At 69.4% G+C, this 26,862-nt stretch carries 22 protein-coding genes; 13 read left to right on the forward strand and 9 right to left on the reverse strand.

Translation table 11 applies throughout. The annotated features are described in order from the left end of the window. Positions 1–27 precede the first annotated feature (27 nt). Positions 28–1,320, forward strand: a complete 1,293-nt coding sequence (locus H5399_RS01275; RefSeq protein WP_182781216.1) for an ATP-binding protein — start codon at positions 28–30, stop codon at positions 1,318–1,320. Between the two features lie 78 nt (positions 1,321–1,398). Here the strand turns inward: H5399_RS01275 and H5399_RS01280 are convergent, their stop codons facing one another. Beyond that, positions 1,399–6,756, reverse strand: coding sequence for an AAA domain-containing protein (locus H5399_RS01280; protein WP_182781217.1), 5,358 nt, complete (start codon positions 6,754–6,756; stop codon positions 1,399–1,401). 187 nt (positions 6,757–6,943) lie between these two features. Here H5399_RS01280 and H5399_RS01285 point away from each other — a divergent pair, with 187 nt between their 5' ends. The 3 genes from H5399_RS01285 (at position 6,944) to H5399_RS01295 (ending at position 8,456) form a co-directional block, all read left to right on the forward strand. Beyond that, positions 6,944–7,210, forward strand: a complete 267-nt coding sequence (locus H5399_RS01285) for a type II toxin-antitoxin system Phd/YefM family antitoxin (protein WP_182781218.1) — start codon at positions 6,944–6,946, stop codon at positions 7,208–7,210. Further along, complete coding sequence (locus H5399_RS01290) at positions 7,207–7,482, forward strand: type II toxin-antitoxin system RelE/ParE family toxin (RefSeq protein WP_370585662.1); 276 nt, start codon at positions 7,207–7,209, stop codon at positions 7,480–7,482. The genes H5399_RS01285 and H5399_RS01290 overlap by 4 nt, the downstream gene beginning before the upstream one ends. A 101-nt stretch (positions 7,483–7,583) precedes the next feature. Continuing rightward, positions 7,584–8,456 (forward strand): DNA polymerase beta superfamily protein, encoded by an 873-nt coding sequence (locus H5399_RS01295; protein WP_182781219.1) that lies wholly within the window; start codon positions 7,584–7,586, stop codon positions 8,454–8,456. 309 nt (positions 8,457–8,765) lie between these two features. Here H5399_RS01295 and H5399_RS01300 read toward each other — a convergent pair whose 3' ends face one another. From H5399_RS01300 to H5399_RS01320, 5 genes are all read right to left on the reverse strand, one after another. Next, complete coding sequence (locus H5399_RS01300; protein ID WP_182781220.1) at positions 8,766–11,147, reverse strand: DEAD/DEAH box helicase; 2,382 nt, start codon at positions 11,145–11,147, stop codon at positions 8,766–8,768. Further along, positions 11,147–11,572, reverse strand: coding sequence for a HepT-like ribonuclease domain-containing protein (locus H5399_RS01305; protein WP_182781221.1), 426 nt, complete (start codon positions 11,570–11,572; stop codon positions 11,147–11,149). The genes H5399_RS01300 and H5399_RS01305 overlap by 1 nt, the downstream gene beginning before the upstream one ends. Continuing rightward, on the reverse strand, positions 11,569–12,039 hold the full coding sequence (locus H5399_RS01310; RefSeq protein ID WP_182781222.1) for a nucleotidyltransferase family protein: 471 nt from the start codon (positions 12,037–12,039) through the stop codon (positions 11,569–11,571). Before H5399_RS01310 ends, H5399_RS01305 begins: the two co-directional genes overlap by 4 nt. 454 nt (positions 12,040–12,493) lie before the next feature. Next, positions 12,494–13,354, reverse strand: a complete 861-nt coding sequence (locus tag H5399_RS01315; protein ID WP_182781223.1) for an NmrA family NAD(P)-binding protein — start codon at positions 13,352–13,354, stop codon at positions 12,494–12,496. Between the two features lie 184 nt (positions 13,355–13,538). Continuing rightward, the gene (locus tag H5399_RS01320; protein ID WP_182781224.1) at positions 13,539–15,632 is read right to left on the reverse strand and encodes a hypothetical protein; all 2,094 of its coding nucleotides are present in this window, start codon (positions 15,630–15,632) and stop codon (positions 13,539–13,541) included. Between the two features lie 141 nt (positions 15,633–15,773). Here H5399_RS01320 and H5399_RS01325 point away from each other — a divergent pair, with 141 nt between their 5' ends. Continuing rightward, complete coding sequence (locus H5399_RS01325) at positions 15,774–16,322, forward strand: DUF488 family protein (RefSeq protein WP_182781225.1); 549 nt, start codon at positions 15,774–15,776, stop codon at positions 16,320–16,322. Positions 16,323–16,634: 312 nt separating this feature from the next. Here H5399_RS01325 and H5399_RS01330 read toward each other — a convergent pair whose 3' ends face one another. Next, positions 16,635–17,432 (reverse strand): LacI family DNA-binding transcriptional regulator, encoded by a 798-nt coding sequence (locus H5399_RS01330; RefSeq protein ID WP_220490692.1) that lies wholly within the window; start codon positions 17,430–17,432, stop codon positions 16,635–16,637. Here H5399_RS01330 and H5399_RS01335 point away from each other — a divergent pair. From H5399_RS01335 to H5399_RS01345, 3 genes are all read left to right on the forward strand, one after another. Then, on the forward strand, positions 17,398–18,192 hold the full coding sequence (locus H5399_RS01335; protein WP_220490695.1) for an ABC transporter ATP-binding protein: 795 nt from the start codon (positions 17,398–17,400) through the stop codon (positions 18,190–18,192). The two genes, H5399_RS01330 and H5399_RS01335, sit on opposite strands and share 35 nt — an antisense overlap. An 11-nt stretch (positions 18,193–18,203) precedes the next feature. Then, complete coding sequence (locus H5399_RS01340; RefSeq protein WP_182781228.1) at positions 18,204–19,031, forward strand: energy-coupling factor transporter transmembrane protein EcfT; 828 nt, start codon at positions 18,204–18,206, stop codon at positions 19,029–19,031. Positions 19,032–19,155: 124 nt separating this feature from the next. Continuing rightward, entirely contained in the window at positions 19,156–19,521 is a 366-nt protein-coding gene (locus tag H5399_RS01345; RefSeq protein ID WP_182781229.1) for an HNH endonuclease, read from the forward strand. Positions 19,522–19,543: 22 nt separating this feature from the next. On the opposite strand, the gene H5399_RS01350 is transcribed toward H5399_RS01345, so the two are convergent. Beyond that, positions 19,544–19,699 (reverse strand): hypothetical protein, encoded by a 156-nt coding sequence (locus tag H5399_RS01350; protein ID WP_182781230.1) that lies wholly within the window; start codon positions 19,697–19,699, stop codon positions 19,544–19,546. Positions 19,700–19,790: 91 nt separating this feature from the next. Beyond that, positions 19,791–20,573: an IclR family transcriptional regulator gene (locus H5399_RS01355; RefSeq protein WP_182781231.1), complete on the reverse strand. Its 783-nt coding sequence runs from the start codon at positions 20,571–20,573 to the stop codon at positions 19,791–19,793. Between the two features lie 413 nt (positions 20,574–20,986). Here H5399_RS01355 and H5399_RS01360 point away from each other — a divergent pair, with 413 nt between their 5' ends. Genes H5399_RS01360 through H5399_RS01380 form a run of 5 tightly spaced genes read left to right on the forward strand, consistent with a single transcriptional unit; the run spans position 20,987 to position 26,851 of the window. Beyond that, positions 20,987–21,964, forward strand: a complete 978-nt coding sequence (locus tag H5399_RS01360) for an ABC transporter permease (RefSeq protein WP_182781232.1) — start codon at positions 20,987–20,989, stop codon at positions 21,962–21,964. A 49-nt stretch (positions 21,965–22,013) separates the two neighbouring features. Beyond that, positions 22,014–23,765, forward strand: a complete 1,752-nt coding sequence (locus H5399_RS01365) for an ABC transporter substrate-binding protein (protein ID WP_182781233.1) — start codon at positions 22,014–22,016, stop codon at positions 23,763–23,765. Between the two features lie 60 nt (positions 23,766–23,825). Further along, entirely contained in the window at positions 23,826–24,839 is a 1,014-nt protein-coding gene (locus H5399_RS18385; RefSeq protein WP_182781234.1) for an ABC transporter permease, read from the forward strand. Beyond that, positions 24,839–25,861 carry an ABC transporter ATP-binding protein gene (locus H5399_RS01375; RefSeq protein WP_182781235.1) on the forward strand — a complete coding sequence of 341 codons (1,023 nt, stop codon included), beginning with the start codon at positions 24,839–24,841 and terminating at the stop codon, positions 25,859–25,861. Before H5399_RS18385 ends, H5399_RS01375 begins: the two co-directional genes overlap by 1 nt. A gap of 9 nt (positions 25,862–25,870) precedes the next feature. Continuing rightward, complete coding sequence (locus H5399_RS01380; RefSeq protein WP_182781236.1) at positions 25,871–26,851, forward strand: ABC transporter ATP-binding protein; 981 nt, start codon at positions 25,871–25,873, stop codon at positions 26,849–26,851. The last annotated feature ends 11 nt before the right edge of the window (positions 26,852–26,862 follow it).

Here is a 26,862-nt window from a genome sequence, read left to right on the forward strand (position 1 = left end):
CGTGTGCAGGACTGATACCGTTGCCTCATGAAGTACCGAGAACGCTTGGCTGACAGCCTGGTTCGTCGAGCGCTAGGCACCTTCGGTGCCGTGATCCTCCAGGGTCCCCGCGCCGTGGGCAAGACGACCACCGGCCTCCAGTTGTCGGCAAGCTCGGTGCGTCTGGACTCCTCGCCGAACGCAGCGAGGCTGGCGGAAGTCTCGCCGGGTACGGTGCTGACTGGCCCAACTCCTCGCCTGGTCGATGAGTGGCAGCTGGCACCGGCGCTGTGGAACGCAGTCCGCCACGAGGTGGACCAACGTGGACTCGCCGGACAGTTCATCCTGACCGGCTCGGCAACGCCCGCCGACGACCTCACCCGGCACAGCGGTGCTGGGCGCTTCCAGCGGGTCACCCTGCGACCGATGTCGCTCGACGAGAGCGGCGACAGCATCCGGGCGGTGAGCTTCCACGACCTGTTCACCCATGCCGACGCCGATCACGCGACTGGGATCGCCGGTCTGGGGGGTCCAAGCGTCGAAGAGTACGCCGCGCTGATCGTGCGGGGCGGCTGGCCCGCGCTGGTGATCGAGCCGAGCCGATCCCCCACCGAGTATCTCGCCGGCTATCTGGACGACGTGGCGCGCGCGGATCTGCGGTTTGCCGGGCTGAGCGCCGACCCCATTCGGGTGGGCGCCCTGCTGAGGGCTCTGGCCCGGAACACCGCCACCGAGGTGTCGGCCACCAAACTGAGCGGGGAGGCGGAGATCCCCGCCCCCGGGACCGCCAACGCCGAGGTGTCCGCGCAGACTGTGCGCAGGTACATCGACGCGCTGACCCGGGTGTTCGTCGTCGAGGAGCAGCCGGCTTGGGCGCCGCACCTGCGCTCGAAGGTCCGGTTGCGAGTGCAACCCAAGTGGCACTTCGTCGACCCATCGCTGGCAACCGCCGCTCTGCGCGCCGGGCCGGGCGCCCTTCTCGGTGACCTTGAGGCGTTCGGGCTGCTCTTCGAGTCGCTCGCTGTCCGTGATCTCCGGATCTACGCCCAGATGCTGGGCGGCGCGGTCTACCACTACCGCGACAGCTCGGGGCTCGAGGTGGATGCCGTCGTCGAACTCGGAGATGGCAGATGGAGCGCATTCGAGGTCAAGCTCGGGGGGGCAAGCAGTATCGACGACGCCGCGGCCAGCCTGAAGCAGCTGAGCGCCAAGGTGTCCGAGCAGCGCGCGCGGGACCTGGCCACCCTGAACGTGCTGACCGCGGGGGCCGAGAGCTTCACCCGGCCCGATGGCGTCAACGTCATCGCGCTGGGCCACCTCCACGCGGGCCGCCCCCTGTGACCGTCGCTCCGGTGGTGGGTAGAGCAATCCTCAGAGCGACCGGATCACGGTGGTGCCGCAGACCATCGCCGCCAAGGGTCAGATCCGGGGACCACGCAGCAGGTTGAGCACTGGGACGAGCACGGTGCGAGCGGCCTGGGTGAGGGAGACGCGGTCGTAGAGGCGCAGGGTCTCGCGGAGGAGCTGCTCGTCGTCGGCGGACGGGTTGTCGTCACTGATCCGTCGCATCACCTCCAGCAGCTCGCGCGGCGGCACCTCGTCGAGCGTCCGCGGCCCCAGTTCGCGGAGCCGGAACTCCTGCTGCTCGGGCGCGCGATAGGTGCGGGAGTGGACCCCGGAGGTGCCCAACGGGTTGTCTCCCACCAAGAGGCCGCGCTTCTCGGCTCGGTAGATCGCGGAGTTCAGGACCTGGGCGATCGCCTTCCCGACCCGCGACCCTCCGGCCGCCCGCACGTACGCGGTGCGGAGCCGGTTGCCCCGCACCGGGCCCTCCACGGCAACAATCCGCAACAGCCCGTCGAGGATGTCCGCGGCGGTGCCCTCGCCCACCGGCCTCGTGGACCCGTCGAACGCCGTGTACGGGTCCAGCCCGGCCGGCCGACGGAAGATCGAGTCAACGGAGCCGCCCAGCTGAGCCAACGGATCCCACTCGACACCCAATGCCGAACGTCTCGCCGGGGCAGGCGCAGGGGCAGCGGATGTGGCGCCACGCCGTGCGCGATCGAGGGCCAGGTGCAGGTTGGCCGCGAGGTCGGGATACAGGGTGGTGTCCACCGACTCCTCGGAGTCACGGCGGGGAGCCTCCTCGGTCTCGGCGGGAGGGTCCACGTCCGCCTCGACATCGACCTCCCCGACGATCTCCTCATCCACGTCCGCGTCAGCGTCGTCCACCACCCCGTCGTCGGGGTCCGCTGCCTCGACGGGGTGGTCAACGAACTCCTCGACGCCTTCCTCCCGAAGGACCTCCAGCTCGAACTCCTGCGCCGAGTCCGCGCCCTCGATTTCCACGCCGTCGTCAACCCAGCCGGAGGGGTGGATGCCCATCATGGCGAGCTGATCCCACAGCGGGGCGAGCGCGGCCGTGGGATCGACGTAGAAGCTGGACTCCCGGACGCGGAAGAACCGCCAGCCGCACCGCTCCAGCTCCCGCTGCCGGGCGAGGTCGCGCTCGTAGGCCTCGGGCCCGTGCCACGTGTCGCCGTCGCACTCCACCGCCAGCCGCGCCCGGCCCCCGACCACCACCAGGTCCAGCCGGTACCCCAACGCCTCCAGCTGGGGCACCACCGTGTAGCCGCGGTCCACGATCCGGTTGTGGATCCGCTGCTCGAAGAGCGAATCGAACGGCTCCACCCGCTCGTCCTCCGGCGCCACCGACGAGGCGGCCTCGGATCCCGCTGCGGAGCGGCCCGCCACGCCGTAGGCGTAGTCGAGCAGCTGGAAGCGCAGGTCCTCGCTGTTGGGCAGCTCGTTCAGCGAGATGGAATGGAAGAGCCGCACCTGGTCCTTCGCCCGGCTCACCGCGACATTGAACCGCTGCACATACATCTCGCGGGTCAGCGCGCCCAGCCGACGCCCCGGCTCGGTGGCCGACACCATGGACAGGAACACCACGTCGCGCTCCGAGCCCTGGAAGTCCGGCGCCGTGCCCACCCGGAGACTCCGTCGGGCCCACTCCTCGGCGGGGATCTCGGCCAGCAGCAGCGACTCGATGTACTTGGCCTGCCGATCACCCACCAGCGAGATGACGGCCAGGGACGCGTTCTCGAAGGCCGGGTCGTCGAGGCATGCCTTGAGGTCGTCGACGAGGGCCCGGGCCTCGGCGCGGTTGACCTTGCCCGTGGTGCCCTCCTCGACGCCGTCGGGCACATGGGTCACGACGAAGGGCGCCAGCCGGTCGGAGCCGAACTGCCGCACGGGGATGAGTCGGATGCCGTTGGGCTCGTAGGCGATGCGGTTGGAGAAGCCGATGATCTCGGGCACGCAGCGCCGGTGCTCCACGAGGGTCAGTTGGCCGCCGTAGCGCATGGCCGCCTCGTCGAACAGCGAGCGCTGCGGGTCCTGCCAGGTGTCCTTGTACCGGTCGTCGTGCAGGTACTGCGCGGCGAGGTCTCTCAGCTGCTGCTGGTCCACGCCGACGGCGGCGGGGGAGACCTGCCTGTCGTCGCCGATGACGACGATCTTCGGGGCCAGGTACTGGAGGAACGTGGCTTCCAGGCCGGCCTGCGACGCCTCGTCGACCACCACGACGTCGAACATGTTCTCCTGCATGCGGAACTGCTCGGCCACCCGGTACAGCGGCATGATCCACACCGGGACGGCCGGGCGGCAGCGCTCCATGGCGCGCCGGATCTCGGCCCGCTGCTGGGCGGCGTACTTGCCGGTGCCCTTGCCGAGGCGGCTGACCTGCTGGGAGTAGCTGCGCAGGTCGGCCCGGCGGCCGGGTGTCAGGCGCTCGCTGCCGACGGCGTGGCCCCACGCGCGCTGGGCGGCGATGTTCTCCGCCACCGAGCGCAACTGGTGGTCCGCCACCGAGATCTGCGCCTGGATGCTGTTGGCGTCCACCTGGTCCTGCGCCAGCACCCACGCGCCGACGGCGCCCCACCCGAAGGCCGCCTCGACATGGGCGAGCCGGGAGTCCCAAACGTCGTCGTCGGGGCTTATCAGGACGGCTTCCGCGAGGGCGGGGGCGGTGGCGCGGACCTGGTGGGTGAGGGTGTCGCGGCGGGTTGTCGCCTCGGATACCTGCTCGAGCCGCACCAGCCGGGCCAGGGCGCGGGCGTAGCCCTCGTGGTCCCGGGCGTCGACGGCGATGCTCAGCCGCTGGACCGGCTCGGCGGCGTCGGACCAGCCCGCGACGGCGGAGACCTCGTCGCCCAGGCAGTTCAGCGGCTCGCGGGCGGCCGCCACCGCGTCGGCGGCGTCGATCGCGTCGATGGAGCGGGCGAGGCGCTCGACGGCGGCGCCGTCGCCCCACGCAGGCGGCACGATGCCGCGCGCGCGGAGGAAGTCGTCTTCGGCGCGGATGCGGTCACCGAGCTCCACCACGCGGACCAGGTAGCTCAGCTGGATCCGGTGCCACTCCACGCGCTCGCGCGGGGTGTCCTCCTCCGGGATGTCCACCGACGCCGGCCACGCGCGGTCCAGCTCGTTCAGCAGCCCCGACGCGTCGCGGTGGGCCATCAGCACCCTGAGGGCCCGGGCCGTCGTCGGGGGCAGGCCGTCCACCCGGGCCTGCTCCAGCAGTTCCCGGCACTCCTTGACCACCCCTGGGGTGAAGGCGCCGATCTTGACCGTCCCGTCGGCGCGGGTCTTCAGCGCGCCGCCGTTCCCGAGGTGGCGCTCCAGGGCGGTGGCCATGGCGTGCATGCGGTCCATGTCGCCGGGGAGCTCGACGCGGACCCCGGCCGGCAGCTGCTCGAGGACCGCGTCGACCCGCCCCACGCCGTTGGCCAGCTCGGAGGCGCGGGCCCGCCAGATGTCGCCGGTGCCGCCGCGCACGGCGGCGAGGGCGTCGTCGACCCACTGGAGCGGGAGCCGCGTGAGGTCCGCCGCCGTGTTGACGAACTCGGTGAGGCGACCCCTGAGGGCGACCCGCTGCTCGACGGGGAGGGCGCTCAGTGCGGCCATGCTCTCGTGCGTGGGGCCGTCGGCGAGGGGTGCCGCCGCGGTTGTGGCCTCTGATTCCGAGCGCACGTGGGCGGCGAAGGCCTCCGCGCTGAGGACAGAGCCGCTCGGGATCCGGCGACGGCTGCTCTCGACGGCGTCCTCGCCGAGCGAGGTGTCGCGGAGGAGCCGCAGCCACTCGAGGGCCACTGCGTCGGACAGCGGGGAGGCGGAGTCGGGGGTGAAGGCGACGAGCTCGGCGATCCACTCGTGCTGCCCGGCCTCCGCCTGGTACCGCTGCGCGATGGCGGCGAGTGTGCCGGAGTAGCCGCCGTGGCGGAGCTCGGTCACCTCGTGGGACCGGGCGTCGACGAGGTCGCGGCTGAGCGCACGCCGTCGCTTGTCCAGCTGGGCCGCCTGCTCGGCCAGCTGCTGGATGCTGAGGGCCGAGGCGTGCTCGTCGTGATCGCCGGCCCGGCGGGAGATGTGGTCGACGGCGGTGCGGAGGTCGGCCAGGTCGTCGCGGCTGGCCCCGATCACCGACACGGCCAGCGGCTTGATCTGCGCGGGCAGCTTGGTGCGGACCTCGCGGAGGGCGCGGTCGGTGTGAGCCGTGACGAGCACCCGCTGGCCCTGGGCCAGCAGGTGCGTCAGGAGGGCGGCGGCCGTGTGTGTCTTGCCGGTGCCGGGAGGTCCCTGCACCAGGGTCTGGGCGTGGCGGTCGACGCGCTCGAGGATGCGCCGCTGCACGTCGTTGAGCGGCAGCGGCGCGACGATCTCGTCGTCGAAGGTGAGGATGGCGCCGGGCGTGGACACCTCGGTGACCGGGGGGAGGCGGTCGGGGTCGATCAGCGGAAGGAGACCGGCCGGCACCTCGCCGGCGGCTTCGATCTGGGCGGCGATCTCCTGGAACGCCTGCACCAAACCGGTGCGGTTGCGTGGGCGCAGCACCAGCGCGGGGGCCCAAGCCACCGTCGGATAGGGGTGCGCGGCGGGCAGTGTCGCGGTGTCGTCCCAGCGGCCCTCGGCGTGCAGCTGCAGCGCGACGGTGCGGCCCAGCGGCTCGATGTCGTGCGCGTCGAGCGGGTTGCCGGTGAAATCGTGGCCGCGGGTCTCGAGCTGCCCGACCAGCGACTGATCCGGGATCAGGCTGGGATCGAGCATGTCCAGCTCGACGTGCACGCCCACCGACCCCTCGTCGAGGAAGAAGTCCAGGCGGCCGTTCGACTCCTCCAGCTTGGGGATCACCGGCACGGTGAACAGGTGACGCCGCATCCGCTCATGCCCCTCGGGCGCCCAGGCGAGGAGCCCGACGCCGAGCAGGAGCTCGAGCTCCTCGCTCTTCTGGGTGGTCTGGACGTAGAGCTTGAACAGCTCGGCGTAGGCGTCGCGGACGGGCCGCTCGCGGAGGGTCACCTCGGCCCAGCGATCCCAGGTGGCCGCCCACTCCTCGAACGCGCGGGCCACGTCGGGGTGGTCCTCGGCGCGCTGCGGAGACCCGTCGGGCGCCGGGCACCATTCCGCGAGCTGGGGGCGCTGCGTGGCGTCGAGGGCGTCGCCGGTGATCCACCCGGTGAGCGCGGTGGGGATGCGGGGTGGGTCGGCGGGGATGAGCCTGTCGATGCTGAGGAGCGGGCCCTCGTCCCACGCCTGTCCGGTGTCGGTGCCCCAGCGGACGGCCTCCGCGACGGGGAGGTCGCCGAGCCAGTGCACGGCGCCGTCGCGGCGGTAGGCGTCGATGTCGCTGACGGGGGCCTGCCGGAGTTGTTGGGCCTTCGCGAGGAACGTGAAGAGGCGGACGGCCTTGTCGACGTAGTGGGGTGAATCAGACACAGGAAACGACTTCGCTCTCGTCGGGACCTGGCGAGCTTAGCCGCTCGGTGCGCTCACAAGGCATCGGACGGGGGCCCGGTGTGCAGGAGTGACAATAGGTCGTGTGCGGGAGTGATTATCCGGCGTGTGCGGGAGTGAAGCCGACGCCGTCCTTGACTCCCGACGATTAGGCGCCACAATTGTGGTCATGACAGTCGAATCCTTGCGTGAGGTCCGCGACCACTTCAGCGAGGTCGTGGACCGCGTCGAGCACCATCACGAACGGGTCACTGTCACGCGCAATGGCCGACCTGTCGCGGTGCTGATCAGCCCGGCGGACCTGGCCGAACTGGAGGAGACCCTCGACGTTCTGTCGAATCCTGACGCGCTGGCCGACATCCGGGAGGCCGATGCCGCGTATGCCAGGGGCGATGTCGTGCGGGGGGCTGACGCGATCCGGAGCCTTCGCCTGTGAGCCGTGAGGTGAGCTACGAACTGGTCCTCACCCCGCCCGCCGTCCGTGCCATCCAATCAGAACTGCCCCAGGCTGTCGCCGCGGCGGTGATCGAGTTCATGACCGGACCGCTGGTGGAGAACCCGCGGCGTGTGGGAAAGATGCTCCGGCGCGAGTTGGAGGGCATCTGGTCCGCCCGGCGAGGCACCTACCGGGTCCTGTACCGCATCAATGATCAGGTCGATGAAGTGGTGGTGCTGCGCATCGACCATCGTCGAGACGTGTATCGCTGAGTCGGCTCCGGCAACGGCTGGCCGTGCAGTGCGCACCGGTGCCGGCTGGGTGGTCGGCTCCATACAGCCTGCAAGCAGCGCTGTGCCGTAGGTTCTGGGGCATGAAGCCCGCCGTCGAGATCCTTGGAGACCGGTCCCTGCCACCCGGATTCAGCCACCCGCATGCGTCTGAAGAGGCGCGGGCGATCGCGGAGGCCGGCATGATCCTGCGCGTTCAGGTGGGTTCGGGGGTGCACGGCGCCTCGATCAGCGGCCAGGACGACCGCGACGAAATGGGCATCTGCCTGGAGCCCGCGCGATTCGTCACCGGTATTGCCCGGGTCCCGAGCGGCATCGACGGCGCCGGCGAGGTGGACTTCGAGCAGTACCAGCGGCACACCGTCTGGGACCAGCCCGGCGGGTTGGCCAACCGTTCCGGCGCAGGCGACCTGGACGTGGTGATCTACGCGGCACGAAAGTGGTCCCGGCTGGCGCTGGCCGGCAATCCCACCGTGCTGCTCGCCCTGTTCGTCCCCGACGAGGAGGTGGTCTTCCGCAACCGCGTGGGGGCGGAGCTGGTCGACAACGCGCACCGTTTCGTGTCGAAGCTGGCCGCGGCGCGGTTCCTCGGATACCTGCAGTCGCAGCGCGCCGCTATGACCGGCGAGGTTGGGGCGCACACCAACCGGCCCGAGCTGGTCGCGGTGCATGGGTACGACACGAAGTACGCCATGCACGCCCTCCGCTTGGGTGTTCAGGGCGTGGAGCTGTTGACCACCGGTCGGATCACGCTCCCGGTGCCCGCTGCCGATGGCGACTACCTGCGCCAGGTCCGTCGCGGCGAGGTTGGGCTGGGGGAGGTGATCGACCGCATCGACGAGGCTGCGGCACGACTGGCTGTCCTCCGGGATTCGACGGCACTGCCGGCCGAGCCGGACCGACGGTGGGTGGATGACTGGCTGCACCGTTCCTACACGTGGTACTGGGCCGGGTGACGGCGGGCCGACACCAACAACGGCTCGTCGGCCGGGTGTACAGCCCGCCTTTATCGAAGTCAGATAAAGATGGATAAAGAGGGTAAACAGGGCGACGCAGACGGGGGCATCCTGTGCACGAATCTCCTGTCGCGACGGCGGTCGACGTCGCCACGGTGCACGGCCTGGCAGCCCGGCGGCGTGTCGTGCCCGATCATCAGCGGTGGGCGCTCGCCCGCTGCGGGCGGAGGCGGAGTCGGGCAAGCCGCTGTCAGGCTCCTGCGACGCTTCCCCCGTGAGGCTGGTCGCTAAGCTCGCCACCCGCCCCCCTCACCGCTGGCCACACTCGGTGAAGCCCATCTGCTGGTACGCCGACCGGCGCCTGGCGTACTGCGCTCTGAGGACGGGGACCTCAGGGTCCACGTAGTCGTGAACCACCACCTCCTTCTTTCCTTCGTGCCGACGCAGCGCCCGCCCGACGGCTTGGATGACAAGGCCGGGAAAGGAAATCGGTCCCGCGAGGAATACGGTGTCGATGATGGGTGCGTCGAATCCTTCACCCCCGTACGGGACTGTCGTCATGACGAGGAGTGGGTCTCCGGTCGACGTGTCGGCGATCCTGGCCCTGATCGCCGCCAGGGCCTTGGCCCCGGTGCCGCCTCGCATGATCAGCGCTTCTGTGTCCGGTAGCAGCGCGGCCAACTCAGTCAGGTGGTCGCGACGGCGCGACAGAACCAGGCACTTGCGGCCGTCGGTAAGTGCAGCGCTGATGTCGGCGGCAATTTGGCGGTTGCGTTCGGGGTCTTCCGCCAGCAGCCCGCCCAACTGGCCGATCGCCCCCGGCACGCTCATGTCGAGGCCCGAGGGGCTGCTGTACGAAGTCTGGTGGACGTGCAACACGCGATGGGGACCGTCGTAGGGGGTGACGAGGGTCGCCTCGCGGGGAAGGGTGTCGCGAATCGTGTGCCGGATTGGACCGAGCTGCCAGGTGGTGACCTGCTCCAGGCCGTCCTTGCGTTCAGGCGTCGCGGTGAGCCCCAGCCACCAGGCGGACTCAATCTGGGAGACCACCTTCTCGAACGACCCGGCAGCAAGGTGGTGGCACTCGTCGACGATGACCTGGCCATAGGGTGCGGTGAGCTCGCGAATCTCGTCGGGGCCGTGTCGGGCCAGCGTCTGCAGAAGCATGATGTCGACCTGTCCTCGTGTCTTGACGCGGCCTCCCCCCAACTGACCGGCCTTGATCCCGAGGAGGACGCCGATCTGTTCCCGCCACTGGGAAGCGAGCGCCGTCTTGTTGATCAGCACGAGTGTGGTGACCGCTCGTTCGGCGATGATGGCACAAGCCATCACGGTCTTTCCCGAGCCGGTGGGTGCATGCAGGATTCCGTCCTCGTAAGCCAGTATCGAGTCCACCGCTGCCGCCTGTCGGTCATCGAGGCCGCCGAGGAATGATACTTCGAGCTCTGTGCCCTGGCAGCGCTGATCGTCGCTGACCAGAGTGCTCGCGGCCTGCGAGATCAGGTCCGCTGCCTGGTGGCGAAGCCCCCGAGGGAGGATCAGGTCGCCGTTGACGGCTACGTCGAAGCCCTGGATGAACCGGGGAATGTTCCAGGTGGAACGGCGGGCGCGCTGCGCCTCGTAGAAGGCAGGGTTGTGAATCGTGGCACTGTGCCGCAGCGCCGCCGAGAGCTCGGGCGTCAAGTCCCCATCACGGATCGTGAGTGCCGCCCCAAGTTTCGCCTGTACCAGTGCAGGGACGCTGGGGTGGATCGCGGTGGCTGGCGAAGTGTCCAGACGTATCACATCATCCCCGACGACGACGCGTTCCTTGCGGCCGGCCGCTGCCACCTGGCGTGGAGTCATCCTGTCGAGGTGCGAGAGGTACTCCCACTGGTCGGGCCAGGGCTCCCACGAAACCATGTCGACGAAGAGGGTTGTGCCGCGAGCAGCCCGGCGGTTGCCATTCAGGGGCGCGGCGATGAGGTTTCCGACCCCTGACGAGCCTGTAGGCACGGTGTCCTGGTTCGGGAACAGGCGGTCGTAGCTGGCCAGCGGCATGGATCCGCGCAGCGCCATCGCTCTGTGGATGCAGGCCGTACCCATCGCCCGCGCGTCAGCTGCCGGCGTCGGAGAGGTGAAGAAGGTCCAGACGTGCGCGCCCCTGCCGGATTGAGAGATCTCCAGCGCACAGGGAACGCCCAGTGAGCTGGCGGCTTTCGTGTAGGCGTGCGCGTCCAGCATCGCCTGCGGACCGTCGAAGTCAGCTGCGAGCCACCAGCAGGTCGCATCCGGCAGCAGGGGATAGAGCCCGATGAACAAGTCGTCGTCGGACCGAAGGTGTGCTGCAAGGGCTTCGACGGTCAGTGGAAGGGGGCGTCGGTCCCACAACGAGCCCTTGCCAAACGCGTCGCGCACCACTGGCGACCAGCCCTTCGTACCCTTCCTTGGGTTCTCCCAGTACCGCGCGTAGACGTCGCGACGTGCGGCGAACAGCCGGGCGAACAACGCCAGTTTGGCCTCAGGCTGTGACGAGTTGGTCACCAGGCCTGGATCGGAATGCGCGAATGTCGGTTGCTGCGCCGGTGGCTCCACGCCATCGGTGACATTGAGGAGGTTCCTCAACCGCTGGTTCTCAACGCGGAGGAGGGCGATTTGACGCTCCAACTCCTCGCGCCGCCGCTGTGGATCCGGCTGCTGATCGGCGTACATCAGACCAGGTCGTCTTCGTCGGATACTCCGGTGATCGCGTTGACGTTGGACCGCGAAACGGCATGCTCGGACGCCTGATCCTCAGTGCGTTGGCCATCGATGGCGGCGGTATTGAGGGCTCGACGGATCCGGTGCATGATCGACGGAACGTCGTGCGTCAGCGTCGCGCGGATGATGGTCGGGTCCACCAACAGGTATCCATGCGCGATCCGGTTCCGCATGCCCCACATGAGCGACCATGCATCTCCGAACAGTGTCTGGCGTATCGCCGGATTGAGCGCGGCGAGGGCCTCGATCCCTGCAGAGAGGCGCATGCAGACGGCGTCGATGACCAGCTGATCATCGAGCTCCTCTGCAGCATGGCTCTGCATGATCTCGAAGTGGGCCAGAGCGTCTCTCAGGGTCTCAGAAGTGCCTCTGCTCACAGCGCCACCGCCTCAGCGAGGATCCGATCCCGAAGATCGGGGCGCAGCACGGTGTCGGGCACCAGATCCACCGTGCAGCCGAGCACTTGGCTCACGTCCCGCTCGAGGGCGGCAAGCTGCATCAAGCTGAGGGGACGATCCATGGTGAACAGCAGATCGATGTCGGACCCCTCGTGATCATCTCCGGTGGCGACGGATCCGAAGACGCGGACGTCGCGGCCACCAGCAGCGGCCACCAGGCGCTTGACTTCGCCTGCGTTCTTGCGCAGCCTCCGACTCAACGGCGACGTGCCGTGGAAGCGGAGCAGGCGGGACACCTCAGGCTGGCTTCGCCCGATCTCGGCCGCGATCTGCGCTTGGGTCTTACCGGCTGCCGAGGCCTGCCGCACGGCGCGAACCAACTCGCCGCGGCCCTGGGCGATGAGCTGGTCCGCGTGGCGCGCTGCCTCCGCCAGAGTGCTGGACATGACTCGAGTATAACAAATGCTATAGACCCCAGTCCGGTTCCGCGAGTCGGTCTCGCGCGTCAGTCCAGACAAAGTGTGGATAGCCAGGCAACAGGGCGGAGCAGTCCGGGGGCATCCGGTGCACGAATGTCCGGTTGCGCCGGCGGTCGAGGTCGCCACGGTGTGCGACGCGGCGGTCCGACGGCGTGTCGTGCCAGATCGTCAGGCGGTGGTGGGTCGGCCAGCTCCCAGTGTCATGCGCGGGTGGGAGCCCGAGCACGGTCAGGATCGCCCGAGCGACGCCGACGGAGCCCTCGCAGACTCGATCTACTGCAACATCTATTCAGTATGTGGCAGTGCTCCGACGGCACTGCCGCTACGGCCGTGGAGGGCTGCACTGGCGTCCCGCTGCCGCGGTTGGGGAGGGGGCTCAGTGTCCCCAGGTCGCCACGCCTGCGCCTGCGCCACGGCTGGCTCAGCTCGTCGCCCGCGCCCAGGAACGGACCGCGTCGGCGATCGGCGTCGTGGGCCGCCCGATGAGCCGCGACAGGTCCCCGCTCGTGACCAGGAGGGTGTTGTCGGCGGTGTTGCTGTCCAGCGTGGTGATGAACCCGATCGTGCCGTCATCGAGCCCGGCGTCACGCAGCACACTCACGTGCTCGTCGGTGGAGACCTCCCGGAGGGAGACCGGCCGGCCGAGGACATCGGCGAAAGTGTCAGCGAGGTCCCGCATAGTCCAGGCGGTGTCGCCGCCGAGCTCGTAGACGGCGTTGTCATGTCCGTCGCCGATGAGTGCGACGGCAGCGGCCTCGGCGTAGTCGGCGCGCGCGGCGCTCGAAACCCGCCCGTCCTTCGCGCTGGAGACGACGACGCCGGTCTGGCGGGCCTGATCGAAGGCGGGCTGGTAGTTGTCGTGGTACCAGCCGTTGCGCAGGAAGGTGTAGGTGAGGCCGCTGTCCTTGATGGCGTCCTCGGTGGCCGCATGCTCGGGGGCGACGAGAAGGCTGGTGGTGTCGGCGCCGACCACGCTCGTGTACATGATCCGGGCAGCCCCAGCGGCCTTCGCAGCCGCGACCACGTTGCCGTGCTGGGCGATCCGCTGGCCCACCTCGCTGCCGGAGATCAGCAGCACGGTGTCGCCCTCGGTGATGACGCCGTCGGCAGGGTTGTTGTAGTCGAGGACTGCGGTGCGGACGCCCTGGGTTCGGAGCGCCTCAAGCCGATCCAGGGCTCGCCCGGTGGCGACGATGTCGTCGGCCTTGACCCCGCGCTCGAGCAGGTTCTGCACGACGAGGCCTCCGAGCTGGCCGGTGGCGGCGGTGATGACGATGGACATGGTGCTTCTCCTCATGGTGGCGCAGAATGACGTCCCCAGGATAGCCGATCATTGAACTTTCAAGTTCATCCGGGGTGTCGTGCGCTGAATGGAAGGTCTGGTCGCGTCGGCGCCACCAGATCCGCCACTGGCGTGATGGCGGGGGCGCCGTCGAGGTCGATGGGCGTCCGTCGCCTGAGGGAGGCTACGGCCGGACGTCGTCGTGCAGACGCACGCTGGAGAACTCGACCGTCCCGTCGGCGCACTTCCAGTAGTGCAGGCGACGGGCGCTGGGCGTGTTGCTCTGCAGCGACACCCGCCAGCACGTCTCCCCACCGTTGCGCGTGACGGGTGCGTCGTCGCCGCCCTTCCCGCTGCGCAGCTGGTGCAGCTCGCGCGAGGCAAGCTCCGCGTCGCGCCCGGTGAGCACCTGCACCAGCACCTCCACCACCTTCGTCCGCGACACCCCGTGCACCGCGCCCAACGTGTCGAAGAACCCGGGCCCGTAGCGCCACGCTGCCAGTGGGTAGCGTTCCTTCTCCCCGACGGGGACGGTGTAGGCCCAGTGCTGCCGGATCTCGAAGTCCAGCTGCCCATCCTCCGTCGCGAACAGCACCTCGTCCGGAACCGACGGCCGCGCGCGCGACTTCTTCCTCCGCACCTCCTCGCGCAGCTGCCTGCGCAGCTCCCTGGCCTCATCCTGCTCCCTGGCCAGATCCGCCCGGGTCCGTCGCAGCTCCTCCACGAGCTGCAGCTGATCCCGCAGCAGCCCTTCCACGACGTCGGGAGTCGCCTCGGGCGCGCCCACCGCGGGGGGCGCCTCCGCATCCACGGCGGACGGGGCCTCGGCCTCCAGGGCCTCTGTCTCCTGGGCCGCCGGCTGCTCGCTGATCTGCTCGGCGACGAGCCACGGCGGCCCGCCGTCGAGGATGCTCGGGGCAGTCGCGGCCTCCTCTGGCGCAGCCGCGTCGAGCATCGAGAGCAACCACTCGCCCGAACCCTGGTCGCGCTCTCCGAACCACACCGGCACCACGTCGCCCTCTGAGAGCAGCAGCCGGAGATCCTTGCCGTCCTCAGTTAGAAGGTCGGCCGCAATGGTGCGGGTGAAGCCGGGGTAGAGCTCGACTGTGCATCCCTCGGCATCCACCGCCGCGACCCTTGCCAGCACCGTATCGCCAGGCTCGTAGGAGGCGACGGCGTCCTCGGCGCGGCGTCGCATCCCGCGGACGTCCAGGCGCCGGCTCTCCGGGTCGAGCTCCCCGCGCACGGGCATCCCCCTGCGGAAGAGCCGCTCGGCCGCGACACCGGGCTCCACCAGCTCCGGCCAGATCACGCACGGCAGCCCTCCGCCCACGTTCACCAGCGCACGACCTCCCGCCACCCCGGAGACCGTCCCGCTCACCTGCACGGCGGCCCGCTCGACGGCGGCGTCGGCGACGAACCCGCCGGCCGACGACATGCTCATGGCGTCCGAGACGAGCTCGCGCGTGATCCTGACGCGGTCCGTCCTCCCGTAGGCGAACCGCAGCGGGGACTCGTACGGATCCGTCTCCCAGCCGTGACCGATCGGGTAGACGCGCGAGGCGCCGCCGTAGACCTGGCACATCGGCGGAACAGCCTCGCTGAACGCCCAGCTTGCCTCGGGCGTCTCGATCTCCGCCACGTCGGCTATCCCGCGGAGAGTCGAGCGGAGGGACTCGACGTCGGCGTAAGCCTCGACGGTGCCCGTTGCCCGCGAGACCACTACCACCGGCCGCTGCCTGGTGGAGCTGCGGAGGAACACCCCGAGGGCGGCGGCCTCGTCCCGGGTGCGCACCGTCGGGGGCAGCGACTGGGTACCCGGGATCCCGTGGCTCCGCGGCGCCGTCGGGGGAGTGGGCGGAGCGGCCGGAGTGGGCGGCGGTGCCAGGGCGCTCCGGAGGGCATCGCGCAGGAGGCCCCTGAGATCCTTGATCTCGCGCGTACCGCGTGCAAGGAACAGCGGGATCGAATGTGGGTCGGTCTCCCAGTCGGTCCCCGGCGGGTACACCCGGCATGCGCCTCCGTACACCGACGCCTCCTTGCCCACCACGTCGGAGAACGCATAGGTCACGCGGTCATGGGTGAGCGTGACGACGTCGGCGCGCCCGTCGGCGAGGAAGTCTCCGGGATTCACGTACGGGTTCTGCCTGCCATGCGCCACCGTCAGCACGACGACGGGCCGGGTGCGCGCCTCCGAGCGGAGGTAAGCCACCAGCCTGTGCACGTCCAGCCCGTCGCTGACCACCTGCGGCGTTGCCCCCGGTAGTTCGAGTGCCATGTTTCCCCCGTCCACGTGTCCCACCTGATCATGGCGGACAGACCAGACACGTCGCCGATGGTGCACGAATCGCCGGCGAAGTGGGGCGTCGCGGCACGGCTACGTGTCTCGGTGGGAGTGCAACGGCGTAGCGTGCGAGGCATGGAGATCTGGACCATCGGCCACTGGACCTGCCCGGTGGAGGAGTTCCTGCAGCCCCTGCAGGAACACGGGATCGGGCTCTTGGTCGACGTGCGCGCCCACCCCGGTTCCCGCCGGACTCCGCAGTTCGGCAGCGACGCGATGGCCCAGTGGCTGCCGGAGGCCGGCATCGGTTACCTCCACCTCGCCGAGCTGGGCGGGCGTCGTCGCAAGCAGGGGGTGGACCCGGCGGTCAACGCGGGATGGAAGAACACGAGCTTCAGGAACTACGCGGACTACACGCTGACCGAGGGATACGAGGCGGGAATCGCCCGGTTGTCGGCACTGGCCCGCGACACCCGGACTGCGGTGATGTGCGGGGAACCCATGCCGTGGAGGTGCCACCGGCTGCTGATCTCGAACACGTTGACCGCCAGGGGCTGGACCGTGTGGCACCTGATGGGCGAGGCGGCCCCGCGTCGACACCAGCTCGGCCAGTGGGGCGCCGTGCCGGTGGTCGACGAGCTGTCTCGGGTGACCTACCCCGACGACCGGCACGGCTTTGCCTGACGGCGGAACGCGCCTGCCTCATCGCGGCTCGCCTGCGCTCCAGGACAGGTGCCACGCAGAAAGGCTGGCGAGGTCGCAGGCGTGGGGACGCAACGCAGGCGTGGGGACGCAACGCAGGCGTGGGGACGCGCCTGCCTTATCGCGGCTCGCCTGCGCTCCAGGACAGGTGTCGCGCAGTAAGGCTGGCGAGGTCGCAGGCGTGGGGACGCAACGCAGGTGTGGGGACGTAACGCAGGTGTGGGGACGTAGCGCAGGTGTGGGGACGTAGCGCAGGCGTCGCGCGTGCGAGCGGGGAACTCGAGACCGCGCGGGTCAGGCGGGGGCCGACGACGCCCTCACCACCAGGTGCGGCGCATGCGTCTCGCGCACCACCTCCCGGCCCTGCAGGATCTCCAGCGCCCGTCGGCCCATCTCGAGCCTCCGCTGGGCGATGGAGCTCAGCTGCGGTCTCACGAGACGCGCGAGGTCCGTGTCGTCGTAGCCCACCACGGCCAGCTCCGTCGGCACCGAGACCCCCGCGTCGTGGGCCACCGCCAACACCTGTACGGCTCCGCGGTCGTTCGACGCGAACACCGCGTCCACCCCCCGCAGAGTCTCGGCGTCCAACCCCTCCGGGGAGAGCACCGTCGCCGGCAGGCCCCGCTCGGCGACGACGCGCAGGTAGGCGTCGCGCCGTGCCACCGCCGACGGCGACCCCGACATCTGCAGGAACCCCACCCGCGAGCGTCCACCGTCGGCGAGGTGCGTGACGGCGAGCCGGCCCCCGAGCTCGTCGTCGTTGCTGATCCCGCTTACGGACTCCGGCAGCATCGCGGGACGGCCGACGACCACCGCCGGCATCACCCGAGCCGCCTCGGCCAGCGCCCCGGGCGGGGTGTGTGCGGAGACGATCACCACCCCCTCGACCCCCAGCTGCACGAGCCGTCCCAGCTGCGCCGCCATCCGCTCCGAGTCCCCGCGACCGTGGCTGATCAGCACGCCCATCCCCTGCTCGGCGGCCGCGTCCTCGACGCCGATCACCACGTCGGTGTGATAGGCGTTGCCGAGGGCGGCTAGGAGCACGCCGACGAGGTTGGTGCTGCCCTGCACCAGGGACGTTGCCGGAGACATCCAGCCGGTCCTCACCGGGCTCGATCTGGAGCTGTTCGCCGGCGACCGCGTGGCGCTCGTCGGCGGCAACGGGTCCGGCAAGACCACTCTGCTCAAGCACCTCGCCGGCCTGTCGGTCCCCCGCTCGGGCGAGGTGGAGATCGACGGCGTCAACACCCGCACCCGGACCCCCGGCAGGCTGGCGGAGATCGCCGCCTACCTCTATCAGCACCCGCAGCAGATGTTCCTCAAGGACTCGATCCGCGCCGACGTCGCGCTGTTTCCGTCGGGTCGCGCCGTCGCGGGGTGGGAGGGCCTCGTAGACGACGTGCTCAGGCGGGTGCGGCTGGACGAGTTCGCGGACCGGGACGGGCGCGGGCTCTCGGGCGGGCAGCAGCGCCGGGCCACGCTCGCCATCGGGCTCGCGATGCGCCCGAAGATGCTCCTGCTCGACGAACCCACCTCGTCGCTGGACGTGTCGAGCCGGGAGGACGTCACGGGCATGCTGGCCGACCTGGGCCAGGTGATCGAGTGCACCGTCGTGGCCACCCACGACATGCATCTCGTGGCCGAGTGGGCCAACCGGGTGATCGTCCTGGAGGCCGGGAGGGTGGCCGCAGACGTGGACCCCCGCACCCTGTTCACCCGCCCCGAGCTGATGCGGCGCGCCAGGTTGGTGCCCCCGCAGGTCGTCGCGCTGGGCGCCGAGCTGGGCATGGACCCGCTGCCGCTCAGCGTGGACGAGCTCGTCGCCGCCCTCCGCATCCCCGAACTCGTCTAGGAGCACCACCCATGGCCCGCAAGCAGCGCGACGTCCTGTCCGTCGAGTGGATCAAGCTGGAGCTGATCCGGACCGCCTACGCCACCCGCGGCGGCCTGTTCACGCGGATGGATCCGCGGGTGGTGATCGTCTGGTACCTCGTCCTGGCGTTCGTCCCCTGGTTCACGCACAACGTGACGGTGCTGGCCGGGTTGTTCCTGCTCGGCGTGGTCAGCGTGATCCTCGCCCGCGTGGGGCCGCTCGTCCTGGGGCTGTTCGTCATCGGGCTGGGCTTCGAGATCATCTACCTGGTGGTGGCGTCGCTGCTGTTCGGCGGCAACGTCGAGACACTCATCGCGCTGGCGGTGCTCAACCTCAAGCTCGGGGCGGTGTCGATGGCGTCGATGGCGGCGTTCGTGTCGCTGGATCCGGAGAAGCTCTCCGACGCGCTGCTCGCGTTCCGTGCCCCGCACCTGGTCACGTTCGGGGTCAGCTACGGCTACCGGATGCTGCCGATCATGGTGGAGGAGTTCACCACGGTCTTCGACGGCTACCGGCTGCGGATGGCCGCGCCGGCGAGGGCCGGGCTGCTGGGATGGCGCAACGTGTATCACTGGGGCCGGATGGCGATCCTCAGCTTCTACCCGATCTTCCTCAACACGGCGCAGAACGTGCGCACCACCGTCGAGGCGCTGGAGACGCGGGGGTTCACCTACGCGCAGGCCGACCCCCGTGGCCGGCGGCTGCGGTTGGCGTACCTGCGGGTGACGCCGTTGGATGTCGCGGTGCTGGGGGCGACGGCGCTGGCCGTGATCGCGTGCTTCTGGGCGGGCGCGGTGTGGCCCGTCTACCGCGGCTGAGCGCCGTCGGGCGGCACGAATGGCGGGGTCAACCGTGTCTCGATGCCCGTGAGGGGGTCGAGCCCGGAGTTCGACGGCGTGTCGTGCAGGGTGGGGGCGGTCGGGTCGGGCGTAGCCTGCGGGCATGGCGGGGCGAGCGACGACGATGAGGGTGCGGTCGGCGCGACGGCGGAAGCGCCGGCTGAGCGGTAAGGTCCAGGACCTCACCGTCGAGCAGTGGTCCGCCCTGTGCGACGCGTGGGGCGGGTGCGCCTACTGCGGCGCCGTCGGCGTGCCGCTGCAGAAGGACTGCGTGCTACCGATTTCCCGGGGCGGCCGCTACACCGTCAACAACGTGGTGCCCGCCTGCCGCAGCTGCAACACCAGCAAGTGCAACAGCGAGGTGACCGGCTGGCTGCGGCGCAAGAAGCTCGACGAGGAGTCGTTCCTCATCCGCCAGTGGGAGATCCTGTCCGTCGTCGTGCGCGACGAGGCCCAGCCCGCCGGCTGACGGTGTCGCGGCGAGGCACGCGTTACCCGACGCTCTCCTGCTGCGAGACCTCCACGGTGCCCTGGTCGGGTCCGGGCGCGGCGTCGGGGTTGCCGAACAGCAGGGCAAAGACCAGGAAGACTGCGATGACGGCAGCGGCGGCCTGGGCGTTGACGGCGGCGAATGGGGAGGCGTTCATGATGTTCCTTCGTTGTGCGGGCATGGCGGGGCCAGGCCGGGTTGTGGGTGGGCTTGCGTCCCGGCGGCAACCGGGGTGCGTGTGGGGGCGATCAGGCGGGCGTGTCGACGATCGCCTCGGTGAGTTGGTCCGCCACGAGGGTGACTTGCCTGGCCAGATCTTCGATGGTCGATGGGTTGATGCGCTGGACGGGGCCGCCTATCCCGATGCAACCCACCGGCGGTCCGTCCCTGCCTTCGAACACCGGCGCCGAGATCCCGCACCCCCCGGTGTGGTTCTCCTCGCTGTCGACGGCGTAGCCGAGAGAGCGGACCGTCGCCAGGTGATCGCGTAGCAGGCCCGGATCGGTGATGGTGTGGCCGGTGCGGGCAGGCAGCTCGTTGGGCAGCGGGGCCAGTTCCCAGGCGAGCAGGCACTTGCCGACCGACGTGGAGTGGAGGGGCAGCAGCCGGCCCTTCTCCAGCACGACACGCAGCGACTGGGCCGTCTCGATGGCGTCCACGACAAGGGCCTCTCCATCCGCGGCCACCGCCCCGTGTGCGCATTCCCCGGTCAGGCCGACGAGTTCCTGCAGGAACGGCGAGGCAAGCTGGCGAAAACGCCGCTGGGCGCTGGTGAGGCCGAACCGTGAGCGAAGCGCCGGCCCGAGCCGGTAGCCCCGGCGGGAACGTGCGGGCGCGACGGCGAACCCCTCCTTGGCGAGCGTCTGCAGGATGCGCGAGGCAGTGCTCTTGTGGACCCCCAGCTCGTAGGAGACCTGCTGAACGGAGAGGCCACGGTGTTGCAGGGCGGGGTCACTCTCCAACTCGATGAGAAGGCGGATGACGCGGAGGCCACGCTCAAGACTGCTGCGTTCGACGCCCTGCTGACTCACGTCCACCCCTCCCTCCGGGCCCGTTGTTCCGATGACTCGAGGCTAGACATCGCGCAGAGACTGCACAACCGGCACTCATGGATAGGTTGCGTAACGTGCAACATGTGCCGTCCTGGACCGGAGAATTCTCAGAGCGTTGCGTTCAATGCAACTTGACGCATCCAGGTCACTCACAGGACTTGGAGTCAGGTTGTTCCGGGAGCCCTGGCGAAACCTGACCACGACCGCGCCAGCGAGCGGAGTCGCCACCAGATCCGCCTCTTCGCGTGGGCCCGACCCGCCTCCCCGCGACATTGGGTGACCGCGCAATCAAATCGTTACCTCCGCGTCCCCACACGAAACATCACGTCCACTAATGTGTCGGACGGCCCGTAGTACTCGGGGCCGCGTCACGGGTGGAAGCAGGGATCCGGATGGCAGAGATCACCGCCGTCGAAGCGCGTGACGGCGCCGTCGCGATCGCGGGCCGCACGCCGTGGCAGATCACGCGCTCGCGCCTCGCCCGCGACAAAGTCACCATCGCGGCCCTCTGCTCCACCGTCTTCTTCATTCTCCTCGCCGTCACCGCACCGCTGATGACCCAGCTCGGCTGGCTCGATCCGTACTCCTCCAACACGGACCTGGTGGGCGGCCTCGGCTCTCTACCCCTCGGACCGCTCGGGGGAGTGTCCTGGGACCACCCGATGGGCGTGGAGCCGGGCACCGGCCGCGACCTCCTCTCCCGCGTGCTCGCCGGCCTCACCGTCTCCCTCGTCGTGGCCACCAGCGCGGTCGCGGTCTCCGTGGTTCTGGGCACCGTCATCGGAATTGTCTCCGGCACCGCCGGCGGGCGCGTGGACTGGCTGTTCTCCCGCGTGATCGACTTCGTGCTCAGCTTCCCGCAGACGCTGATGCTGATCGCCCTGTCCACCATCGCGATCGACGTCATCCAGCGCTCACTCGGCACAGACCGGACCCCGGCGTCGATGCTGTTCATGATCGCGGTGATGGGCTTCTTCGGCTGGCCCTACTTCGCCCGGATCATCCGCGGGCAGGTGCTGTCACTGAAGGAACGCGAATTCGTCGAGGCCGCACGGTCGCTGGGAGCCGGGCGCGTCCGGATCTACTTCACCGAACTGCTTCCCCACCTGTGGGCGCCGATCCTGGTCTACACCACGCTGATCATGCCCCAGAACATCGCCACCGAGGCGGCACTGGGCTTCCTCGGGGTCGGCATCCAGGCGCCCACCCCGTCGTTCGGCTCGATCCTCAACGATTCGGTGCACTACGCCACCTCGGATCCGGCGTACTTCATCTTCCCCGGCGTCACCCTCTTCCTGGTGGTGCTCTCGTTCAACCTCCTCGGCGACGGCCTGCGCGACGCGCTGGATCCCAAGGCGGACCGCCAGTGACGGCCACACCCAGAACTTCCACCACATCCACCTATGAAGGAGAGCGCCAATGAGGCGTAGCAAGATCGCCGCGAGCGTCGCGGCACTGATGGCCTTGGGCCTGATCACGTCCTGCGGGTCCACACCCTCGGCAACCAGCAGCGGATCGACGGCGGCCTCCGAGTCCGCCGCCACCGACACCCCCACCGCCGGAGGGACCCTCAACCTGCTCATCGGCACCGCGACCGAGCACTGGGATCCGCAGCGCACGTATGTGGGCGTCGCCATCGAGTTCGGCAACCGAACGTTCAGCCGCACCCTGACCACCTGGTCGCCGGTGACCTCGAACACCGAGCAGGCCACGCTCGTCGCCGATGCCGCCACCGACACCGGCACGGTGAGCGAGGACGGCAAGACCTGGACGTTCACCCTCAAGGACGGCATCAAGTGGGAGGACGGCCAGGACGTCACCTGCGAGGACTACAAGTACGGCATCTCCCGCACCTTCGCCGTCGACGTGATCACCGGCGGCCCCAACTACGCCATCCAGTTCCTCGACATCCCGAAGAACGACGACGGCTCCTCCCAGTACGTCGGCCCCTACACCGGCACCGGCCAGGAGCTCTACGACCAGGCGGTCAGCTGTGACGGCAACACCATCACGTTCAAGCTGAGCCAGCCCGTGATGGACTTCAACTCCACGGTCACCATGACCGCCTTCGGCGCCTTCCGCGAGGACAAGGATCAGGGCGACAAGTCCAACTTCCAGATCTTCTCCAACGGCCCCTACAAGCTGGACGGCACCTGGTCCCCCAACAGCGGCGGCACCTTCGTCCGCAACGACGAGTGGGACCCGGCCACCGACGAGGTCCGCAAGGCCTACCCCGACTCCATCGTGTGGGACGAGTCCCTCACCCAGGAGACCGTCTACGAGCGCCTGATCGCCAACCAGGGTGACGACCAGAACGCCATCACCTTCGACCAGGCACCGGTCACGGCGCTGGCCAACGTGTCCACCGGCGCCGAGGGCCGCACCGACATCGTCGCCTCGCCCTACACCCGGTACCTGGTGCCGAACTACAAGTCCGATGTGATGAGCAACGACAAGGCCCGCGAGGCCCTGGCCCTGGCCACCGACCGCTCCGCCTACGTCACCGCCGTCGGCGGCGAGCAGGTGGCCAAGCCGATCAACTCGCTGATCAATCCCGCCCTCGAGGCGTTCCCGGACACCCCGCTGCTCGCAGGCGAGACCGGTGACCCGGAGGCCGCCAAGGCGGCCCTCGAGGAGTCAGGCCTGACCCTGCCGGTGGCCATCAACGTGGCGTACCGGAAGAACGACACCATGGACAAGGTCTTCTCCGGCCTCAAGACCGGCTGGGACGCGGCCGGCTTCGAGACCAACCTGATCGGCATCCCGGCCGAGCAGTACTACGGCACCCTGCAGTCCCCGGACTCGGCCCCCAAGTACGACGCGTACTGGGCCGGTTGGGGCGCCGACTACCCGTCGGCCTCCACGGTGATCCCGCAGCTGCTCGACGGCAGCACGCAGATCAGCGCCGGCGGCCCCGGCCAGGACTACGGCTACTTCAACAACGACGAGTTCAACGCCGGAATCGACGAGGCCTACCAGATCGCCGATCAGGCCGAGCGCGAGGCGGCCTGGGGCCAGCTCGACGCGGCCGCCGTGACCGAGCACTTCGCGGTCATCCCGCTGATCGTGGACCAGTTCGTGTTCGTCCGCGGTAGCAACGTGCAGGGCGCCTACGTCAATGGCACCTTCACGGGCTACTACGACGTGGCGACCATCTCGGTCAAGAACTGACATAGAGCAAGAGGTGGGGGTGCGTCCACGGGCGCACCCCCACCGATCGAAGGAGCTGGCGTGATCTACTACATCCTCAGGCGGCTGATCGCCGTCGTGGCGATGCTCTTCGTGATCACCGCGACCACCTTCGTCCTGTTCTACGCCTCACCGATCGACCCAGCCCAGTACACCTGCGGTAAGAACTGCACCCCCACCATCCTCGAGGGCAACCGCAAGGCCCTCGGCTACGACCAGCCGGTCACCGTCCAGTACGGCAAGTTCGTCGCCGGCCTGTTCGTCGGCCGCGACTTCCCAGACAACGCGGAGCTCCGCGAGTCCAACCCGGAACAGGTCGTCCACTGTGGCGCCCCGTGCCTGGGGTACTCGCCCAGCCAGCACCGCACCATCAACGAGATGGTCGGCGAGGCCTGGCCGGTCTCACTGTCCATCGCCGTCGGGGCCTTCTCGCTCTGGATGTTCATCGGCGTCGGCGGCGGCATCCTCGCCGCGCTCAACAAGGGCCGATGGCCCGACCGCACCATCGTCGGCGCCGCCCTCGTCGGGTTCTCGCTGCCCACCTTCTTCGTCGGTCTGATCCTGCTGACCTTCCCCGCCATCAAGTGGGGCTGGGTGCCCATCCCCAACTACGTGCCGTTCTTCGAGAACCCCCTCGCCTGGGCGCACAATCTGATCCTGCCGTGGATCACGTTGGCGTTCTTCTTCGCCGCCAGCTACGTCCGGCTGACCCGCGCCTACATGATCGAGACGCTCAGCGAGGACTACATCCGCACCGCGCACGCCAAGGGCGTGACCAGGCGCCGGGTCGTGTTCAGGCACGGCCTCCGCGCCGCCACCACGCCCATCGTCACGGCGGCCGGCCTGGACCTCGGCGGCCTCCTCGGCGGCGCCATCATCACCGAGAGCGTCTTCTCCATGCACGGACTCGGCTTCCTCGCTGTCCGCTCCGTCACCAACATGGACCTGCCCACCATCGTGGCGATGGTGATGATCGTCGCCTCCTTCATCGTCATCGCGAATATGGTGGTCGACATCGCCTACGGATTCATCGACCCGAGAGTGAAGGTGGGCTGATGAGCGAACCGTTCCTTCGAGTCACCGATCTCAGGGTCAGCTTCCCCACGGACGACGGCGTGGTCAAGGCCGTCGACGGCCTCACCTTCACCCTCCACAAGGGCACCACGCTGGGCATCGTCGGCGAATCGGGCTCCGGCAAGTCCGTGACGTCGCTGGCGATCATGGGTCTCCACCGCGGCTCACGTGCCCAGGTCAGCGGCGAAATCCTGCTCGACGGGCAGGACCTGCTCACGATCTCCGACGAGGAGCTCCGCCGCCTCCGCGGACGCAAGCTCGCCATGATCTTCCAGGACCCGCTCTCGGCGATGCACCCCTACTACACCGTCGGACAGCAGCTCACCGAAGCCATCCAGGTGCACGAGAACGTCTCGAAGAAGGCCGCCCGCACCACCGTCATCGAGATGCTCGCCCGCGTCGGCATCCCGAACCCCGACAAGCGCGTGGACCAGCACCCCCACGAATTCTCCGGCGGCATGCGGCAGCGGGCCATGATCGCCATGGCGCTGATCAACAACCCCGAGCTGCTTATCGCCGACGAGCCCACCACCGCCCTCGACGTCACGGTCCAGGCCCAGATCCTGGACCTCATGCGCGGCCTCCAGCAGGAGTTCGGCTCGGCCATCATCATGATCACCCACGACCTGGGCGTGGTGGCCGAGATCGCCGACGACGTCATGGTGATGTACGGCGGCAAGGGCGTGGAGTACGCGGAGGTCGACGACGCCTTCCACCAACCCGACCACCCCTACACGTGGGGCCTGCTCACCTCCATGCCCCGCCTGGACCGGCTCAAGGCCGAGCGCCTGATGCCGATCGACGGCAACCCGCCGTCGCTGATCAACATCCCGCCCGGCTGCGCCTTCCATCCGCGCTGCACCTTCCGCGAGTACGCGGGTGTGGCGTGCCACGAGGTGGTACCCGAGCTGCTCGAGTCCTACCCCAAGCACGATTCGCGGTGCCACATCCCCGTGGCGAGGCGCGCGGAGCTGTTCGCCGAGCAGATCGTCCCGAGGCTGTAGGAGAGTCCGATGAGCCTGTTGAACGTCACCGATCTGAAGAAGCACTTCCCCACCCACACCCAGAAGCTCATCCGCACGCCCGGCGCCCCCGTCAAGGCAGTCGACGGGCTCAGCCTCACCCTGGACTCCGGCGAGACGCTCGGCGTGGTGGGGGAGTCCGGCTGCGGCAAGTCGACGGCGGGGCGCACCATCCTCCGGCTGCTCGAGCCGACGGCGGGGACCATCGAATTCGAGGGCCGCGACGTCACCAGGGTCAAGGGCGAGGAACTGCGTCGGCTGCGTCGCGAGGTGCAGATGGTCTTCCAGGACCCGTACGGCTCGCTCAACCCTCGGCACCCGATCGGCGCGATTGTCGCGGCGCCGTTCCAGATCCAGGGCATCAAGCCGCCCGGCGGGGTGAAGCGCACGGTCCAACAGCTGATGGAGCGCGTGGGGCTGAACCCCGAGCACTACAACCGCTACCCGCACGAGTTCTCCGGTGGCCAGCGCCAGCGCATCGGCGTGGCCCGGGCGATCGCGCTCAAGCCCAAGCTGATCGTGTGCGACGAGCCGGTCTCGGCGCTGGACGTGTCCATCCAGGCGCAGGTGATCAACCTTCTGGAGGACCTGCAGGCGGAGCGCAACCTGGCCTACCTCTTCATCGCCCACGACCTGTCCGTGGTGCGCCACATCTCCGACCGGGTGCTGGTGATGTACCTGGGGAAGATGATGGAGGTGGCGGATCGCGACACCCTCTACGAGCGGCCGATGCACCCGTACACGCAGGCGCTTCTCTCCGCCGTTCCGGTTCCGGAGCCGCGGCGAGGTCGGGACCGGATCCTGCTCACGGGCGACCTGCCCAGCCCGCAGAACCCGCCGTCGGGCTGCGTGTTCCGCACGCGCTGCCCGATCGCCACCGAGCGGTGCGCCGCCGAGGCGCCGGCCCAGGCCGAGGTCGAGCCCGGCCACCTGGTGGCGTGCCACTATCCGGCGGTCCGGGTGGTGATCTAGCCCACGTCTTC

Origin of the sequence: Tessaracoccus sp. MC1627, from assembly GCF_014164725.1 — a bacterium.
Classification (GTDB): Bacteria; Actinomycetota; Actinomycetes; order Propionibacteriales; family Propionibacteriaceae; genus Arachnia.

Bases quoted from the DNA above. Each gene is read 5' to 3' on its own strand.
- H5399_RS01320 (WP_182781224.1), bottom strand. From the start codon at position 15,632: ATGGCACTCGAACTACCGGGGGCAACGCCGCAGGTGGTCAGCGACGGG.
- H5399_RS01360 (WP_182781232.1), top strand. From the start codon at position 20,987: ATGGCAGAGATCACCGCCGTCGAAGCGCGTGACGGCGCCGTCGCGATC.
- H5399_RS01350 (WP_182781230.1), bottom strand. From the start codon at position 19,699: ATGAACGCCTCCCCATTCGCCGCCGTCAACGCCCAGGCCGCCGCTGCC.
- H5399_RS01285 (WP_182781218.1), top strand. From the start codon at position 6,944: ATGACAGTCGAATCCTTGCGTGAGGTCCGCGACCACTTCAGCGAGGTC.
- H5399_RS01325 (WP_182781225.1), top strand. From the start codon at position 15,774: ATGGAGATCTGGACCATCGGCCACTGGACCTGCCCGGTGGAGGAGTTC.
- H5399_RS01345 (WP_182781229.1), top strand. From the start codon at position 19,156: ATGGCGGGGCGAGCGACGACGATGAGGGTGCGGTCGGCGCGACGGCGG.
- H5399_RS01340 (WP_182781228.1), top strand. From the start codon at position 18,204: ATGGCCCGCAAGCAGCGCGACGTCCTGTCCGTCGAGTGGATCAAGCTG.
- H5399_RS01380 (WP_182781236.1), top strand. From the start codon at position 25,871: ATGAGCCTGTTGAACGTCACCGATCTGAAGAAGCACTTCCCCACCCAC.
- H5399_RS01365 (WP_182781233.1), top strand. From the start codon at position 22,014: ATGAGGCGTAGCAAGATCGCCGCGAGCGTCGCGGCACTGATGGCCTTG.
- H5399_RS01310 (WP_182781222.1), bottom strand. From the start codon at position 12,039: ATGTCCAGCACTCTGGCGGAGGCAGCGCGCCACGCGGACCAGCTCATC.
- H5399_RS01315 (WP_182781223.1), bottom strand. From the start codon at position 13,354: ATGTCCATCGTCATCACCGCCGCCACCGGCCAGCTCGGAGGCCTCGTC.
- H5399_RS01300 (WP_182781220.1), bottom strand. From the start codon at position 11,147: ATGTACGCCGATCAGCAGCCGGATCCACAGCGGCGGCGCGAGGAGTTG.
- H5399_RS01375 (WP_182781235.1), top strand. From the start codon at position 24,839: ATGAGCGAACCGTTCCTTCGAGTCACCGATCTCAGGGTCAGCTTCCCC.
- H5399_RS01330 (WP_220490692.1), bottom strand. From the start codon at position 17,432: ATGTCTCCGGCAACGTCCCTGGTGCAGGGCAGCACCAACCTCGTCGGC.
- H5399_RS01295 (WP_182781219.1), top strand. From the start codon at position 7,584: ATGAAGCCCGCCGTCGAGATCCTTGGAGACCGGTCCCTGCCACCCGGA.
- H5399_RS01275 (WP_182781216.1), top strand. From the start codon at position 28: ATGAAGTACCGAGAACGCTTGGCTGACAGCCTGGTTCGTCGAGCGCTA.